The 15,701-nt window shown below is 70.8% G+C and carries 13 protein-coding genes; 10 read left to right on the top strand and 3 right to left on the bottom strand.

The features are described 5' to 3' along the window. Window positions 1–5: 5 nt before the first annotated feature. The 4 genes from ACWDAS_RS21595 to ACWDAS_RS21580 all read left to right on the top strand — a co-directional run bounded on the left by ACWDAS_RS21595 (window position 6) and on the right by ACWDAS_RS21580 (window position 5,533). Window positions 6–1,640, top strand: a complete 1,635-nt coding sequence (locus ACWDAS_RS21595; RefSeq protein WP_450393183.1) for an ATP-binding cassette domain-containing protein — start codon at window positions 6–8, stop codon at window positions 1,638–1,640. A gap of 38 nt (window positions 1,641–1,678) precedes the next feature. Beyond that, entirely contained in the window at window positions 1,679–2,647 is a 969-nt protein-coding gene (locus ACWDAS_RS21590; protein WP_450393181.1) for a FadR/GntR family transcriptional regulator, read from the top strand. Window positions 2,648–2,969: 322 nt separating this feature from the next. Next, window positions 2,970–4,535: an RNA polymerase sigma factor gene (locus tag ACWDAS_RS21585; protein WP_450393178.1), complete on the top strand. Its 1,566-nt coding sequence runs from the start codon at window positions 2,970–2,972 to the stop codon at window positions 4,533–4,535. Between the two features lie 143 nt (window positions 4,536–4,678). Beyond that, window positions 4,679–5,533, top strand: coding sequence for a serine protease (locus tag ACWDAS_RS21580; RefSeq protein WP_450393177.1), 855 nt, complete (start codon window positions 4,679–4,681; stop codon window positions 5,531–5,533). Window positions 5,534–5,611: 78 nt separating this feature from the next. Here ACWDAS_RS21580 and ACWDAS_RS21575 read toward each other — a convergent pair whose 3' ends face one another. Beyond that, window positions 5,612–5,842, bottom strand: a complete 231-nt coding sequence (locus ACWDAS_RS21575) for a DUF7455 domain-containing protein (RefSeq protein ID WP_354796799.1) — start codon at window positions 5,840–5,842, stop codon at window positions 5,612–5,614. A gap of 424 nt (window positions 5,843–6,266) precedes the next feature. Here ACWDAS_RS21575 and ACWDAS_RS21570 point away from each other — a divergent pair, with 424 nt between their 5' ends. The 4 genes from ACWDAS_RS21570 to ACWDAS_RS21555 all read left to right on the top strand — a co-directional run bounded on the left by ACWDAS_RS21570 (window position 6,267) and on the right by ACWDAS_RS21555 (window position 10,925). Next, window positions 6,267–8,396, top strand: coding sequence for a DNA gyrase/topoisomerase IV subunit B (locus ACWDAS_RS21570; protein WP_450393175.1), 2,130 nt, complete (start codon window positions 6,267–6,269; stop codon window positions 8,394–8,396). 190 nt (window positions 8,397–8,586) lie between these two features. Next, complete coding sequence (locus ACWDAS_RS21565; protein WP_450393172.1) at window positions 8,587–9,036, top strand: DUF485 domain-containing protein; 450 nt, start codon at window positions 8,587–8,589, stop codon at window positions 9,034–9,036. Further along, a complete protein-coding gene (locus tag ACWDAS_RS21560) occupies window positions 9,033–10,649 on the top strand; it encodes a solute symporter family protein (protein WP_450393170.1) in 1,617 nt (538 codons plus the stop codon). The genes ACWDAS_RS21565 and ACWDAS_RS21560 overlap by 4 nt, the downstream gene beginning before the upstream one ends. A 120-nt stretch (window positions 10,650–10,769) precedes the next feature. Then, window positions 10,770–10,925 (top strand): hypothetical protein, encoded by a 156-nt coding sequence (locus ACWDAS_RS21555; RefSeq protein WP_450393167.1) that lies wholly within the window; start codon window positions 10,770–10,772, stop codon window positions 10,923–10,925. A gap of 485 nt (window positions 10,926–11,410) precedes the next feature. Here ACWDAS_RS21555 and ACWDAS_RS21550 read toward each other — a convergent pair whose 3' ends face one another. Continuing rightward, window positions 11,411–12,103 (bottom strand): response regulator, encoded by a 693-nt coding sequence (locus ACWDAS_RS21550; protein WP_450393164.1) that lies wholly within the window; start codon window positions 12,101–12,103, stop codon window positions 11,411–11,413. Beyond that, window positions 12,100–13,737 (bottom strand): ATP-binding protein, encoded by a 1,638-nt coding sequence (locus ACWDAS_RS21545; protein WP_450393161.1) that lies wholly within the window; start codon window positions 13,735–13,737, stop codon window positions 12,100–12,102. The genes ACWDAS_RS21550 and ACWDAS_RS21545 overlap by 4 nt, the downstream gene beginning before the upstream one ends. 230 nt (window positions 13,738–13,967) lie before the next feature. Between ACWDAS_RS21545 and ACWDAS_RS21540 the strand changes: the two genes are divergently transcribed. Both ACWDAS_RS21540 and ACWDAS_RS21535 read left to right on the top strand, forming a co-directional pair. Then, window positions 13,968–14,783 (top strand): ABC transporter ATP-binding protein, encoded by an 816-nt coding sequence (locus ACWDAS_RS21540; RefSeq protein WP_450393159.1) that lies wholly within the window; start codon window positions 13,968–13,970, stop codon window positions 14,781–14,783. After that, window positions 14,773–15,654, top strand: coding sequence for an ABC transporter permease (locus ACWDAS_RS21535; RefSeq protein ID WP_450393157.1), 882 nt, complete (start codon window positions 14,773–14,775; stop codon window positions 15,652–15,654). The genes ACWDAS_RS21540 and ACWDAS_RS21535 overlap by 11 nt, the downstream gene beginning before the upstream one ends. The last annotated feature ends 47 nt before the right edge of the window (window positions 15,655–15,701 follow it).

Here is a 15,701-nt window from a genome sequence, read left to right as displayed (position 1 = left end):
GTGCAATGGTGATCCAGGCCATCGGATTGACCAGCGCGTCCCGGGGCGAAGAACCCCCTGCCGTCGACGACCTCACCTTCGACGCCCGCCCCGGCGAGATCACCGTTCTGCTCGGCGAGAGCGGCGCCGGCAAGTCCGCGACCCTGCGGCTGATGCTCGAACTCGAACCGGGCCGCGGCATCACGCTGTTCGGCGGCCGCCCCCTGCACCGCCACGCCCATCCGGCCGGCGCGGTGGGCGTCCTCCTCGGCGACGTCCCCGGCCACCCCGCCCGGACCGCCCGCGGCCACCTGCGCATGCTCGCCGCCGCGGCCGGCGCCCCGTCCGAACGCGCCGACCAGGTCCTGGAGATCGTGGGTCTGCGCGAGATGGCCGGCCGCCGCCTGGCGACCTTCTCCCTCGGGATGGACCGCCGTCTCGGCGTGGCCGCCGCGCTCCTCGGCGACCCGCCCGCGCTGCTCCTCGACGACCCCGCGCAAGGGCTTTCCCCGCACGACACCGCCTGGTTGTACGGTCTGCTGAGGGCCTACGCCGCGCGCGGCGGCACCGTCGTCGTCACCTGTGCCGATCCCAGGGCGGCAGCCCGGCTCGCCGATCGCATCGTCACCCTCGACAAGGGGCGGCTCGTCGCCGACCAGTCCGCCCACGAGTTCGGCCGCCGCCGGCTCCGTCCGTACGTGGCCGTCCAGTCGCCCCAGGCCGAACGCCTGGCCCTGCTGCTCGCCGACGACGAGACCGAGATCACCCACGAGAGCGGCAGCCGCATCCGCGTCCACGGCGCCAGCACCGCGCAGGTCGGCGAGACGGCCTTCCGGCACGGCATCCTCCTGCACCGCCTCGCGGACGAGATCGCCGACACCGGTGTGCCGGAGCGGCCCCACGGCGGCCGCGACCGGCCCACCGTGCCCCTGGCGGTGGCGCGCGCCGCCGTGCCGCCCGCAGGACCCGCCAGGCCCGTCCGCTACGAACTGCGCCGCCTCACCGGCGTCCGCGGTCCCTGGGTGGTCACGGCAGCCTCCGTCCTGGCTTCGGGGCTCGCCACCCTGGTGCTGCTGCGCACCGGGCACCACGCCTTCTCCCTGCGCCTGCTGACCGGCTGGTCGCACTCCCTGCCGCTGCCGCCCGCCGCGCTGGGCGGCGGACTCCTCGGCGCGCTCGCCTACGGCCAGGAGTTCCGCTATCCCGCGCTGGCGCCCGCGAACGCGCCCGTGCCCCGCCAACTCCGTTTGCTGCTCGCCAAACTCGTCGTCAACGGGTCCGCGGCCGTGTTGATCGCCCTCGCGGGCGCCGCCCTCGGTCTCGTCGCGATGGACCTCGAACTCGGGCCGTCCGGAGAGCCGTCCCCGTCCGCGCTGGCGTCCGCCATGGCGGCCTGGTCCGGTCTCGCGCTCGTCTGCTGCTGGGCCGGGGTGCTGGCGGCCGGGGTGTTCCGGACCACGGCACTCGGGCTGGCCGGTGTGCTCGCGGTGCCCTTGCTGGTGGCCCCGCTGGTCAGGCGGGCGGCGACCACTCCGGCGATCGACGCGGCCCGCTTGGCGACCCAACCGGTGCGCTATTCCTTCGCTTTGTCGCTGTTCGCTCTCTTGTGTGCCTATGTGGCAACGGTCTTGCGCCGGAGAAACCCCATTTCCTTCCGATAAAGCGTCAATTATCAGGTGATGAGTGCTCACCCTTTCGTGTGCTTTTCAGGAAAGCCCTCAAGGCTTCCGGCGCCATCGCCGACAAAGGATGCGTGAGTACCCTTGCGCACACCATGATGACCGCGGCCCGCCCCGCCGACTCCAGTCTCGGCGGCGGGGACCTCGACCGCTATCCGTACGCCGACGCCCCCGCCGGCTCCCCCCTCGACCGTCCGGGCCCCGTGCCCTCCTGGGACGGCGGCGACACCGACATGGGCCGGGTCGGCCGCCGGACCGCGGGGAGCCGTGGCCGCGGGCTGCACGGCCAACTCGTCCAGCAACTCGGCCAGATGATCGTCTCCGGCGATCTCGGGGCCGACCGCCCGCTCGTCCCCGAGGAGATCGGCCAGCGTTTCGAGGTCTCCCGTACCGTCGTCCGCGAATCGCTGCGGGTGCTGGAGGCCAAGGGCCTCGTCAGCGCCCGGCCCAACGTCGGCACCCGGGTCCGCCCGGTCAGCGACTGGAACCTGCTCGACCCCGACATCATCGAATGGCGGGCCTTCGGCCCGCAGCGCGACGACCAGCGCCGCGAGCTGTTCGAGCTGCGCTGGACGATCGAGCCGCTCGCCGCCCGGCTCGCGGCGGGACACGGCCGCGAGGACGTTCAGCAGCGCCTCATCGACATGACCGACATCATGGCCCACGCCGTGGCGCAAGGTGACGGCCTCACCTTCTGCCGCGCCGACGCCGAGTTCCACGCCCTGCTGCTCCAGGTCGCGGGCAACCGCATGCTGGAGCACCTGTCCGGCATCGTTTCCGCCGCGCTTCAGGTCTCCGGCGGCCCCGTCACCGGCTGCGAGCGCCCCGGTGAGCACTCGGTGGCCCTGCACACGCGGGTCGTCGAGGCGCTGGCCGCCTCCGACGGTGCCGAGGCGGAGACCGCCATGCGCCAGCTGCTCGCCGTGCACCCCGACGCGGGCTCGGGCGGGTCCCCGGACCATGTCGTCCCCGCCCCGCGCGAGCACTGACCGTTCCGACGCAGCACGAGACGGCACCGACTTCCGCCGCCGGCCCACGCCCTCCGGGCCCGGCGGCGGAGCCGTCCGCCGCGTTCCCCCTGCGCGTCCGCCTCGCACAGTCGCCCGGTGTACGGCGAGTGTCCGGCTATTGACGGTTTGGTGCCGATCCGGGGTGTGACTCGGACCACGTGGAGCTGGGCGTAACGCTCTCGGCGGCAGCGCGATGAGCTAAGAGGTGGCGGCCGCACTAGGAATATCCGCGACGAACATGACGCTGAGTTGCTGAGCGGTTCCCACCGTAGTCGTTTTCCATCGTTCCGAGAGGTTGTTCGTGTCGGCCAGCACATCCCGTACGCTCCCGCCGGAGATCGCCGAGTCCGAGTCTCTGATGGCGCTCATCGAGCGGGGTAAGGCTCAGGGTCAGATCGCCGGCGACGACGTGCGCCGAGCCTTCGAAGCGGACCAGATCCCGGCAACCCAGTGGAAGAACGTTCTGCGCAGCCTCAACCAGGTCCTCGACGAGGAGGGTGTGACGCTGATGGTGAGTGCCGCCGAGGCGCCCAAGCGCACCCGTAAGAGCGTCGCAGCCAAGAGCCCGGCGAAGCGTACTGCCACCAAAACCGTCGCCACCAAGGCCGCCCCGGTCAAGAAGACCGTCGCGGCCAAGACCCCCGCGGCCGCCGCCCCTGCTCTGGCGGCGGAGCCCGTGGAGGAAGCGGAGGACGAGGCCGTGGCACCCGCGAAGAAGGCCGTCGCCAAGAAGACTGCGGCGAAGAAGACCACCGCCACCGCCAAGAAGACCGTGGCGAAGAAGACCACCGCCACCAAGACCAAGAAGGACGACGAGCTCGTCGAGGGCGAGGAGCTCCTCGAGGACGTCGCTCCCGGCAAGGACGAGGACGTTCCGGCCGAGGCCGAGGCGGAGAGCTTCGTGCTGTCCGACGAGGACGAGGACGACGCGCCCGCGCAGCAGGTCGCCGCGGCCGGCGCCACCGCCGACCCGGTCAAGGACTACCTGAAGCAGATCGGCAAGGTCCCGCTGCTCAACGCCGAGCAGGAGGTGGAGCTCGCCAAGCGCATCGAGGCCGGTCTGTTCGCCGAGGACAAGCTGGCCCAGGCCGACAAGCTCGCCCCCAAGCTCAAGCGCGAGCTGGAGATCATCGCCGAGGACGGCCGCTGGGCCAAGAACCACCTCCTGGAGGCCAACCTCCGTCTGGTGGTCTCGCTGGCCAAGCGCTACACCGGCCGCGGCATGCTCTTCCTGGACCTGATCCAGGAGGGCAATCTCGGTCTGATCCGCGCCGTCGAGAAGTTCGACTACACCAAGGGCTTCAAGTTCTCGACGTACGCGACCTGGTGGATCCGCCAGGCGATCACCCGCGCGATGGCCGACCAGGCCCGCACCATCCGTATCCCGGTGCACATGGTCGAGGTCATCAACAAGCTGGCCCGCGTCCAGCGCCAGATGCTCCAGGACCTGGGCCGCGAGCCCACCCCGGAGGAGCTGGCCAAGGAGCTCGACATGACCCCCGAGAAGGTCATCGAGGTCCAGAAGTACGGCCGCGAGCCCATCTCGCTGCACACCCCGCTCGGCGAGGACGGCGACAGCGAGTTCGGTGACCTCATCGAGGACTCCGAGGCGGTCGTCCCGGCCGACGCCGTCAGCTTCACGCTGCTGCAGGAGCAGCTGCACTCGGTGCTGGACACGCTGAGTGAGCGCGAGGCGGGCGTGGTCTCCATGCGCTTCGGCCTCACCGACGGCCAGCCGAAGACGCTGGACGAGATCGGCAAGGTGTACGGGGTCACCCGTGAGCGCATCCGCCAGATCGAGTCCAAGACCATGTCCAAGCTGCGTCATCCCTCGCGTTCCCAGGTGCTCCGCGACTACCTGGACTGATCCGGCGGAACGCCCGGACGGGCCCTCGACCGCCATCGGCGGTCGAGGGCCCGTCGGCTTTTCCGGACAGTTCTCCGGATGCGGGCGTCGCCCGGTCAGGTCACTGTGGGTGCTCTGAGCATTCCGGACGGTGAGGAGAATGCATGCGTTCCTCGATCCGCACGCTGATCGGCGGGCTCATAGCCGGGTCTGCGCTCGCGCTGTCGCTGCCGGTTTCCGCCACCGCCGCGGTGGAGTACGCCCCCGGCGCCTCGAGCGCCGACAACGGTGTCATAGGTGGTACGCCGGTCACCACGGAGCAGTATCCGTGGGCGGTGACCCTGTCGAGCCGGTCCCGGTACGGAACGGGCCGCTCGGGGCAGTTCTGCGGCGGAGCACTCGTCGGGCCGACCACGGTGGTCAGCGCCGCGCACTGCTTCAGCCCGACCGCGCTGGGCGGGGACTGGAGCCAGGTGCCCGATCTGCGCATCATCGCCGGCCGGACGGACCTCGCGGGCTCCGCGGGCAGGGAAGTGCCGGTGCGCAAGGTCTGGGTCAATCCCGCGTACGACCCGACGACGAACAGCGGTGATGTGGCGATCGTCACAACCGCCCGACCGCTTCCCGCGGGAAGCGCGATACGCATGGCGGCACCCGGGGACACGGCGGCCTACGAGGCCGGCACGCCGGCGCAGGTCTTCGGCTGGGGGGACACGGCGGGACTGGGGACCTACTCGAACGTCCTGATGGCGGCGAATGTCACGGTGCTCGCCGACTCGGTCTGTGAGCAGGCCTATCCAGGCAGTGTGGAAGGCAAGTACCAGAAGAGCGACATGGTCTGCGCCGGTGATCTCGCCGGTGGGCACGACTCGTGTCAGGGGGACAGCGGCGGTCCGCTGGTGGCGGACGGGCGGCTGATCGGGCTGGTGTCCTGGGGCGCGGGATGCGCGCAGGCGGGACACCCGGGCGTCTACACCAGGGTCTCCGCGGTGGCGGGACTGGTCAGCCAGCTTTCATGACGCGGGGCGGACAAGCCGACGGGCGGCCTCCCTCGCGGGAGGCCGCCCGTCCTTGAGAGCTCGTCGCAGTGCTACGCGTCAGCGTTCGTCATCGGCCGCGACGGTCGGGGTGGCGGTGAGCCGACCGGTCTCGTCCTGTATTTCCGCAGCGATCTTCTTCAATTCGGGCTCGAACTTACGCCCATGGTGCGCGCAGAAGAGCAACTCGCCGCCGCTGATCAGTACGACGCGCAGGTAGGCCTGGGCGCCGCAACGGTCGCAGCGGTCCGCCGCAGTCAGCGGGCTCGCGGGGGTCAGAACTGTAGTCACGTCGCCTCTTCTCTAGCTCGACGAGCTGTCGTACCAGGGTCAACATCCAACCAGGCCGAAACTGTTCCCGCTCATGTCTTTTCCTTGGAAACTGTTGACATAGCGGCCGGATGCTACCGATTGGCGGCGAATGATCCTCTGGCGTCTTATCTGTCGGCTTCGGGTCGTTCTGGCAGATCTGGTCAGATTCTTCAGTTATGTCCCACCGGCCTTGCGGTCGGTTGTTGAGGAGGACGTGCCCCGAGCCTAAATGGTTCATGCCTCCAGGGGAACGTGACATGTGTATCACTCAAACGAGGGATCGAACGTACCTTCGATAACGGGCTAGCATGGTGCCCATACCGGGTCGCGGCGAAACGGCCGCGCGTGACCTCGGTACCCTCTCACCGATACGGCTGAAGAACTTCATCGAGGAGACGTTCGCGTGACCGCCGAAACATCCGTGCCGTCCACCGCGTTGCTGACCGGTGCAGATCGTGACGGCTCCAACTACACCGCGCGACATCTGCTGGTTCTCGAAGGTCTCGAAGCGGTCCGCAAGCGTCCCGGCATGTACATCGGTTCCACCGACAGCCGCGGCCTCATGCACTGCCTGTGGGAGATCATCGACAACTCGGTGGACGAGGCCCTGGGCGGCCACTGCGACCACATCGAGGTCATCCTCCACAACGACGCCTCCGTCGAGGTGCGGGACAACGGCCGCGGCATTCCCGTCGACGTCGAGCCCAAGACCGGTCTGTCCGGCGTCGAGGTCGTCATGACCAAGCTGCACGCCGGCGGGAAGTTCGGCGGCGGCTCCTACGCGGCTTCGGGCGGTCTGCACGGCGTCGGCGCCTCCGTCGTCAACGCGCTCTCCGCCCGGCTGGACGTCGAGGTCGACCGCAGCGGCCACACGCACGCGATCAGCTTCCGCCGCGGCGTCCCGGGCAGCTTCGCCAAGGCCGGCGCCGAGGCGCCCTTCGAGCCGGGCAACGGCCTCGACAAGACCAAGAAGGTGCCGCGGACCCGCACGGGGACCCGGGTTCGCTACTGGGCGGACCGTCAGATCTTCCTCAAGGACGCCAAGCTCTCCCTGGAGACGCTGTACCAGCGCGCCCGCCAGACCGCGTTCCTCGTCCCCGGGCTCACGATCGTCGTGCGCGACGAGCGCCCCGACAGCGGCTCCGAGGACGGGAAGCCGGTCGAGGAGCGCTTCCACTTCGACGGCGGCATCAGCGAGTTCGCCGAGTACCTCACGCCGGACAAGCCGATCTGCGACGTGCTGCGGCTGACCGGCAGCGGAACCTTCAAGGAGACCGTCCCGGTCCTCGACGACCGCGGTCACATGACCCCCACCGAGGTCACCCGCGAGTTGGGCGTCGACGTCGCCCTGCGCTGGGGCACCGGGTACGACAGCACGCTGCGCTCCTTCGTGAACATCATCGCCACCCCCAAGGGCGGCACCCATGTGCGCGGCTTCGAGGGCGCCGTCACCAGGACGATGAACGAGGTGCTGCGCGCCACCAAGCTGCTGCGCGTCGCAGAGGACGACATCGTCAAGGACGACGCCCTGGAGGGCCTGACCGCAGTGGTCACCGTCCGCCTCGCCGAGCCGCAGTTCGAGGGCCAGACCAAGGAGGTGCTGGGCACCTCGGCCGCCAACCGCATCGTGGCCAATGTGGTCTCCCGCGAGCTGAAGGCCTTCCTCACCTCCGTCAAGCGGGACGACAAGCAGCAGGCGCGCGCCGTCCTGGAGAAGGCCGTCGCCGCGGCCCGTACCCGGATCGCCGCCCGGCAGCACAAGGAGGCCCAGCGCCGGAAGACCGCGCTGGAGTCCTCGTCGCTCCCCGCCAAGCTGGCCGACTGCCGCAGCGACGACGTGGACCGCAGCGAACTGTTCATCGTCGAGGGCGACTCGGCGCTCGGCACCGCCAAGCTCGCGCGGAACTCCGAGTTCCAGGCGTTGCTCCCGATCCGGGGCAAGATCCTCAACGTTCAGAAGTCCTCGGTCTCGGACATGCTGAAGAACGCGGAGTGCGGCGCCATCATCCAGGTCATAGGAGCCGGCTCGGGCCGCACCTTCGAGATCGACCAGGCCCGCTACGGCAAGATCATCATGATGACGGACGCCGACGTCGACGGCAGCCACATCCGTTGTCTGCTGCTGACGCTCTTCCAGCGCTACATGCGTCCCATGGTCGAGGCCGGCCGGGTCTTCGCCGCCGTGCCGCCGCTGCACCGCGTCGAGCTCACCAACCCACGCAAGGGCCAGGACAAGTACGTGTACACGTACTCCGACCGCGAGCTGCGCGACACGCTGCTGGAGTTCGAGCGCAAGGGCATCCGCTACAAGGAGTCCATCCAGCGCTACAAGGGTCTCGGTGAGATGGACGCCGACCAGCTGGCCGAGACCACGATGGACCCGCGCCACCGGACCCTGCGCCGGATCAACATCAGCGACCTGGAGGGCGCGGAGCTCGCCTTCGATCTGCTGATGGGCAACGAGGTCGCGCCGCGCCGCGAGTTCATCACCAACTCGGCCGCCACGCTCGACCGTTCCCGGATCGACGCCTGACGGATCGACGCCCGCGCGTCGGCGTCCTCCGTGGTCACCCGGCCGTGGAGGACGCCGACACGTCCCCACCCCCAGGAGTGGGGGAGCGTCACCCGATGAGGTGAAGGTTTCTGCTTGGGGGCTCCCGGATCTTCCCGCAATGTCCATGCTTGGGCGCACGGCCGATCGGCCGTTGAGGCGAGGAGAGTTCGTGAAAGAGCACGACCGGGCGGAAACCGGAGGGCTGCGGGTGGACGACCCCTGGTACGACGTCCTGGCCGCGGGGGAGTGGGAGGGTCCCGAGCCACCGCCCGTCTGCCTCCCGTCGCAGGCCCGGCCCGCCGACGGGCACGCCGGGGTGTACCGGGAAGTGCAGGCCAGCGGCCCCTTCCAGGAGGTGCGCTCCCGGTACCGCCGGTTCGTCTTCCCCGCCGCGGCCGCCTTCCTCGCCTGGTATCTGCTCTACGTCGTCCTCGCGACGAGCGCGCCGCGGCTGATGGCCCGGCCGCTGGTCGGCGAGCTGAACGTCGCCATGGCCCTGGGTCTCGCCCAGTTCGCCTCGACCTTCCTCCTGACCTGGGCCTACGCCCGGCACGCCCGGCTGCGCCGCGATAGGGCCGCCCTCGAGCTGCGCTGGGACACCCAGGAGCGGATGCGGTGACCGGCAACCACCAGGGTCTGGCGCTGGTCCTCTTCACCGTCTTCGTCTCCGTCACCCTGGCGATCACGGCCTGGGCGGGCCGGCGGCGCAGTTCGTCGGTGGAGTTCTTCGCGGGCGGCCGTCTCTTCTCGCCCCTGGAGAACGGGTTCGCCATCGCCGGCGACTACATGTCCGCCGCGTCCTTCCTCGGCATCTCCGGACTCATCGCCCTCTTCGGCTACGACGGCATGCTCTACTGCGTCGGCTTCCTCGTCGCCTGGCTGCTCGTGCTGCTCCTCGTCGCCGAACTGGTCCGCAACTGCGGTCGCTACACCCTCGCCGACGTGCTCAGCGCCCGGATGCGGCAGCGCCCGGTCCGGATCGCGGCGGGCACCTCCTCGGTCACCGTCTCCGTGCTCTACCTCGTCGCGCAGATGGTCGGCGCCGGAAGCCTGGTCTCCCTCCTGCTCGGCGGCCAGGGATCGGCGGCCCGCACCTGGACGGTCATCGGCGTCGGCGGACTCATGGTCTTCTACGTGGCCTTCGGCGGCATGCGCGCCACCACCTGGATCCAGATCGTCAAGACCGTGCTCCTCATGGGCGGCACGATCACCCTCACGGTCCTGGTCGTCCTCCGCTTCCACGGGGACCTGGGGGAGCTGCTGCGCTCGGCCGCGGACGGCAGCGGCCAGGGCCGGGGGTTCCTCGCGCCCGGCCGGCTGTACGGGGACAGCTGGACCGACCGGCTGGACTTCATCAGCCTCGGCCTCGCCCTGGTCCTGGGCACCGCCGGGCTGCCGCACATCCTGTCCCGCTTCTACACCGTACCCACGGCGCGGTCGGCGCGGCGTTCCGTGGTCTGGGCGATCGGCCTCATCGGCGGCTTCTACCTGATGACGATCGTCCTCGGCTTCGGCGCGGCGGCGGTGGTCGGCTCGAACACCGTCCGCGCCTCCAATGCCGCCGGCAACACCGCGGTGCCGCTGCTCGCCCTCGACCTGGGCGGAGGCGCGGGATCCACCGGGGGAACGGTGCTCTTCGCGGTCGTCGGTGCGATCGCCTTCGCCACGATCCTGGCCGTCGTCGCCGGGATCACCCTCGCCTCGTCCGCCTCGGTCGCGCACGACCTCCACGCCACGCTGCGCCGGCGCCGCACGGCAGGCACCGGCGAGCGCGGGGAGCGCGGGGAGCACCAGGAGGTGCGGGTGGCCCGGGTGGCCGCGGTCTGCATCGGCGGGGTCGCCATCGGGTTGAGCCTGTTCGCGCAGGGCCAGAACGTGGCCTTCCTGGTGGGGCTGGCGTTCGCGGTCGCGGCGTCCGCCAATCTGCCGGCGCTGCTGTACACACTGTTCTGGCGCAGGTTCACCACCCGCGGAACGGTGTGGGCGATCTACGGCGGGCTGATCCCCGCGGTCGCGCTGGTGGTGCTGTCACCCGTGGTGTCGGGCAGTCCGCGGTCCCTCTTCCCCGGCGTGGACTTCCAGTTCTTCCCGCTGGAGAACCCGGGTCTGGTGTCCATCCCGCTGGGCTTCGTCGCGGGGTGGCTGGGCACGGTGCTCTCCCGCGAGGGCGCGGACGAGGACAAGTTCGCCGAGGTCGAGGTGCGCTCGCTCACCGGGGCCGGAGCCGTCTGACCCGGGCCCCGGAGGGCAGCGTCGCCGGACACGGCGTCACAACACGCCCCCGGGCCTTCCGTTCCGCCTGGCGGAACAGTCCGATTGCCGCAGACCCGCGCCGCCTCCACGCTGTGCTGCATGCCATCGAACCGTATGCGTTGGCTGCTGCGTGACGAGACGGGCGTGGCAGCGGTACTGGTCCTGCTGGTGCTGGTCGTGGGCATCGCCCAGCCGGACTTCGTCACGCGGTCGAATCTGACCGGGACGCGCACAACGCCGGTTCCGTGGAACTGATGGCGGCCGACATGGTCCTCGGCTCCAAAGTGACGTTCCACGTCGGCAACGACAACTACGAGATGGGCGCCGAACTCGCCGAGGAGGCCCTCAAGCGCCTGCCGGGAAACCCCGCCGGCACCGTCGTCCTCGGCGTCCCCAACCCCGTACCCCCGCGCTCGACAGCCGGGCCGAGGGGATCAAGGAGACCTTCGCCGCCAAGGCTCCCGGCACTAAGGTGCTCGGCCCGTTCCAGACCTACAGCGACCCGGCCCAACTACGGCGCCTGGCTCTCCCAGGCGCACGCCAATCCCGAAGCCCTGGCCTTCCTCGGCTTGGGCGACGCCGACAGCCACAACCTCGGCCGGATCAAGATCAAGGAGAAGGGAAAGCGGCCGAACTCTGCGACCGCGTACCTCCTCGCCGGCCGCCCTCGCCGGGCACCTGGCCCGGCACGTCCCCGAACACGCCGCCCGCGAGCGGATACGGGAGGCGGGCGAACCGGATCAGCCGGCCTGCGCCCACGCGTACCGGTGTTCGGGACGGCCGGTGTCGCCGTACTTGAGGGTGAGGCTGATCCGGCCCTCGCGCTCCAGGAACTTCAGATAGCGCTGGGCGGTGGAGCGGCTGATCCCCGCGCGTTCGGCGACCTCGTGGGCGGACAGCGGCTCCCCGGCCTCGGTGAGGACTTTGCGCACCAGGTCCGCGGTCGGCGCCGAGTGCCCCTTGGGCAGCTCCGCAGGTGCCGCACCGGCCGTGCGCAGTGCGCCGAAGATGCGGTCCACCTGCTCCTGGCCGGCCTCTCCCCGCCCGCCGACACCGTCGAGCGTACGGCGCAGCACGGCGTAGCCGTCCAGCTTGGCCCGCAGACCGGCGAAGCTGAACGGCTTGACCAGGTACTGCAGCGCGCCGAAGCGCATCGCCGCCTGCACGGTCGCCACGTCGCGGGCGGCCGTCACCATGATCACGTCCGCTGCGTGGCCGAGCTGCCGCATGCGTCTCACCAGGGTGAGACCGGTCTCGTCCGGGAGGTAGTGGTCGAGCAGCACCAGGTCGATGTGCATGCGCTCCAGGGTCGCCAGCGCCTGGGCGGCGGTGTGGGCCCGGGCGGTGACCCGGAAACCGGGCACCCTGGCGACGTACGCCGCGTTGATCTCGGCGACGCGGAAGTCGTCGTCCACGACCATGACGTCGATCATCGTGTTCCCCCTGCGGAGACGGCGGTTGCAGCGGCTGCCGCAGCTGCCGCCGTGGTGAGTTCCGCGCCGGCCAGCGCCTCCGGCAGGACGACGGTGAAGACCGCGCCGCCGCCCGCGCGGGCGGTCACCCGGGCCATGCCGCCGTACCGTTCGGCGAGCCGCCGCACCAGCGCGAGGCCGAGTCCGCGACCGCGGTGCGCCGGTGACTGCTTCGTCGTCCAGCCCTCCGCGAAGATCTGCTCGCGCGCTTCCGGAGGCACCCCGGGCCCGTCGTCGGACACCCGCAGCACGACCGTGGTGCCCTCGGCGCGCAGCTCCACCTCGACGAGCGAACCGGCCGCGTCCAGGGCGTTGTCGATGAGGTTGCCGAGCACGGTGACCAGGTCGCGCGGGTCCACCACCCGGTCCGGGAGCAGGGTGGTGGGGGAGACCGACAGGGTCACGCCCCGCTCCGCGGCGATCGCCGACTTACCGACCAGCAGTGCGGACAGCAGCGGGTCCCGGACCCGCTCGGCGACCTGCTCGGCGGAGGCCCGCTGGGCGTCGGCGACCTCGCCGACGAAGTCCACGGCCTCGTCGTACAGGCCGAGTTCGAGGAGCCCGAGCAGGGTGTGCAGCCGGTTGGCGTGCTCGTGGTCCTGGGCGCGCAGCGCGTCCAGCAGGCCGTGCGTGCTGTCCAGTTCCCGGCCCAGCCGCTCCAGTTCCGTGCGGTCCCGCAGGGTGGCCACGGCCCCGCCGTCCCCGGTCGGCATCCGGTTGGCGACCAGCACCCGCGCGCCGCTGACGGTCAGCAGGTCGGTGCCCGCGACGCGGCCGGTCAGCACGTCGGTCGTACGCCCGGAGGGCAGCACGTCGTCCAGCGCGCGGCCCGTGGCGTCCGGGCCGATCCCGAGCAGCCGCTGCGCCTCGTCGTTGAGCAGCCGCACCCTGCCCTGGGCGTCCAGGGCGATGACGCCCTCGCGGATGCCGTGCAGCATCGCCTCGCGCTCGTCGAGCAGCGCGGAGATGTCGGCGAACGCCAGCCCGTGCGTCCTGCGCTGCAGCCGCCGCGACACCAGGAGCGCCGCGAGGACGCCGACGCCGAGCGCGGCGCCCGCGTACAGCAGCAGCACGGGGACGGTGGCCAGCAGCCGCTCGCGCACGCTGTCGTAGGCGATGCCCACCGACACGGCACCGACGATGCGGCCGTCGCCGTCGCGCAGCGGCACCTTGGCGCGCGCTGAGCGGCCGAGGGTGCCGCGGTCGATCTGCATGATCTCCTGCCCCGACAGTGCCACGCTGGGGTCGGTGGAGACGTGCCGGCCGATCTGGCCGACGTCGGTGTGCGACCAGCGCACGCCGCGCGTGTCCATGACGACGATGTACAGGGCGCCGGTGGCGCGGCGGATCCGCTCGGCCTCCTCCTGCACCGGCCCGGTGACGCTCGGCCGGGTGCTGACCAGATCGTGCGCGAGGCCGGGCGTGGCGGCGGTGGTCTGCGCGATCGACAGGGCCTGGCGCATCGCCTGCTGGTCGAGCTGGGAGCTCAGCGGGGCGAGGAACAGCCCCGTGGCCAGGGTGATCACGCCGGTGGTGAGGACCACCTGGACGAGCAGCACCTGGGCGAAGACGCGGCGGGGCCAGCGGATGCGCATGTTCGTCACCCCCGTCCTCTCCGGTGTTCCGCGCCATGCGGAATTCGCTCGTCCGTTTGCCTGGCTGTGAACGCAACGTAAACGCGGCCGGGGCCCGCTGCCCAGCCCCTGTGGCCCTTTCGTTGTTGTAGCGCGAGCAAAACGAGCAGAACAGGGGGTTGTGGGCACAACACGGAGTTGTGACCGCAAGGCTGCCGCTGTGGCCCGGGCCACATCTAGCGTCCCGGCGCATGAGCACACACACCAGCCCCGCCATCGAATTGCGGGGTGCGAGCAAAGCGTTCCGGACCCCGTCCGGGGCCCTCCACACCGCCGTCCGCGATCTGGACCTGACCATCGGGCGCGGTGAGTTCGTCGCCGTGGTCGGCCCGACCGGATGCGGCAAGTCCACGACGCTGACCCTGGTCAGCGGGCTGGAGGAGCCCACCGAGGGCGAGGTGCTGGTCGCCGGCGAGCCGGTCCGCGGCATCGGCGACAAGGTCGGCTTCGTCTTCCAGCAGGACGCCGTCTTCCCCTGGCGGACCGTGCTGTCCAACGTCATGGCCGGCCCCCGCTTCCGCGGCGTGCCCAAGGCCGAGGCCAGGGAGCGGGCCCGCGAGTGGCTCGCCCGCGTCGGCCTGACCGCCTTCGAGGACCGCTACCCGCACCAGCTGTCGGGCGGCCAGCGCAAGCGCGTCGCGCTCGCCGCGACCTTCGTCAACGACCCCGAGATCCTGCTCATGGACGAGCCGTTCTCCGCGCTCGACGTGCAGACCCGCGCGTTGATGTCGGACGAGCTGCTGGAGCTGTGGTCCGGCACGGGGGCCTCGGTCGTGTTCGTCACCCACGACCTGGAGGAGTCCATCGCGCTCGCCGACAAGGTCGTCGTCATGACCGCAGGACCGGCCACGGTCAAGGAGGTCTTCGAGATCGACCTGCCGCGGCCGCGCAAGGTCGAGTCCGTGCGGCTGGAGCCGCGTTTCATCGAGATCTACCGGGAGATCTGGGCCTCGCTCGGCGAAGAGGTCCGCATCACCCGCGAGAGGGGTGCGGCGAATGTCGCCTGAGACCGTGGCGGCCCCGGCGGCCGCCGTCACCAAGGAGACCGGCGCGGGCACCGACCGCGCCCGGGCCCGGGCCCGGGCCGCCCGCAACCGCGCCTACCTCGTCTACGGCAGCCGGGTGCTGCTGCTGCTCGCCGTCCTGGGACTGTGGGAGTGGCTGGCCCGGGCCGAGGTCATCGACCCCTTCCACTTCTCGATGCCCTCGCGGATCTGGGAGCAGATGCGAACCTGGATGGTGGACGGCACCGCCCAGGGCTCGCTGTGGGAGCAGATCTGGTACACCCTCTACGAGGCCCTGCTCGGCTGGATCATCGGCGTCGTCGGCGGTGTGGTGCTCGGCATCGCGCTCGGGCGGATCCGCTTCCTGGCCGATGTGCTCGGCCCGTACATCAAGGTGCTCAACGCGCTGCCGCGCATCGTGCTCGCGCCGATCTTCCTGATCTGGTTCGGCCTCGGCCCGGCCTCGAAGGTGGCCTCCGCCGTCGTCCTGGTCTTCTTCCCGGTCTTCTTCAACGCCTTCCAGGGCGCCCGCGAGGTCGACCGCAACCTCGTGGCCAACTCCCGCATCCTGGGCGCCAGCAGCCGTCAGGTGACCCTTCAGGTGGTCATCCCCTCGGCGACGTCCTGGATCTTCACCAGCCTCCACGTGAGCTTCGGCTTCGCCCTCATCGGCGCCATCGTCGGCGAGTACATCGGCGCCACCAAGGGCCTCGGCCTGCTGGTGGCCGCCTCGCAGGGCACCTTCAACTCCGCCGGCGTGTACGCCGCCATGGCGATCCTCGCAGTCGTCGCGCTGCTCGCCGAGGGGCTGCTGACCTTCCTGGAGAAGCGGCTCTTCCGCTGGAAGCCGGCCGAAGCCGGCTCCGCCCGCTGACCCCCTCACCACCCGCCTCCCACGAACCACTTTTCACAAGGACGTGA

The organism is Streptomyces sp. NPDC001070 (genome assembly GCF_053598835.1).
Note: the sequence above shows the minus strand (reverse complement) of the source record. Positions and strands in the feature narration are given on the sequence as shown.

Bases quoted from the DNA above. Each gene is read 5' to 3' on its own strand.
- ACWDAS_RS21595 (WP_450393183.1), top strand. From the start codon at position 6: ATGGTGATCCAGGCCATCGGATTGACCAGCGCGTCCCGGGGCGAAGAA.
- ACWDAS_RS21580 (WP_450393177.1), top strand. From the start codon at position 4,679: ATGCGTTCCTCGATCCGCACGCTGATCGGCGGGCTCATAGCCGGGTCT.
- ACWDAS_RS21555 (WP_450393167.1), top strand. From the start codon at position 10,770: ATGCCATCGAACCGTATGCGTTGGCTGCTGCGTGACGAGACGGGCGTG.
- ACWDAS_RS21550 (WP_450393164.1), bottom strand. From the start codon at position 12,103: ATGATCGACGTCATGGTCGTGGACGACGACTTCCGCGTCGCCGAGATC.
- ACWDAS_RS21545 (WP_450393161.1), bottom strand. From the start codon at position 13,737: ATGCGCATCCGCTGGCCCCGCCGCGTCTTCGCCCAGGTGCTGCTCGTC.
- ACWDAS_RS21540 (WP_450393159.1), top strand. From the start codon at position 13,968: ATGAGCACACACACCAGCCCCGCCATCGAATTGCGGGGTGCGAGCAAA.
- ACWDAS_RS21535 (WP_450393157.1), top strand. From the start codon at position 14,773: ATGTCGCCTGAGACCGTGGCGGCCCCGGCGGCCGCCGTCACCAAGGAG.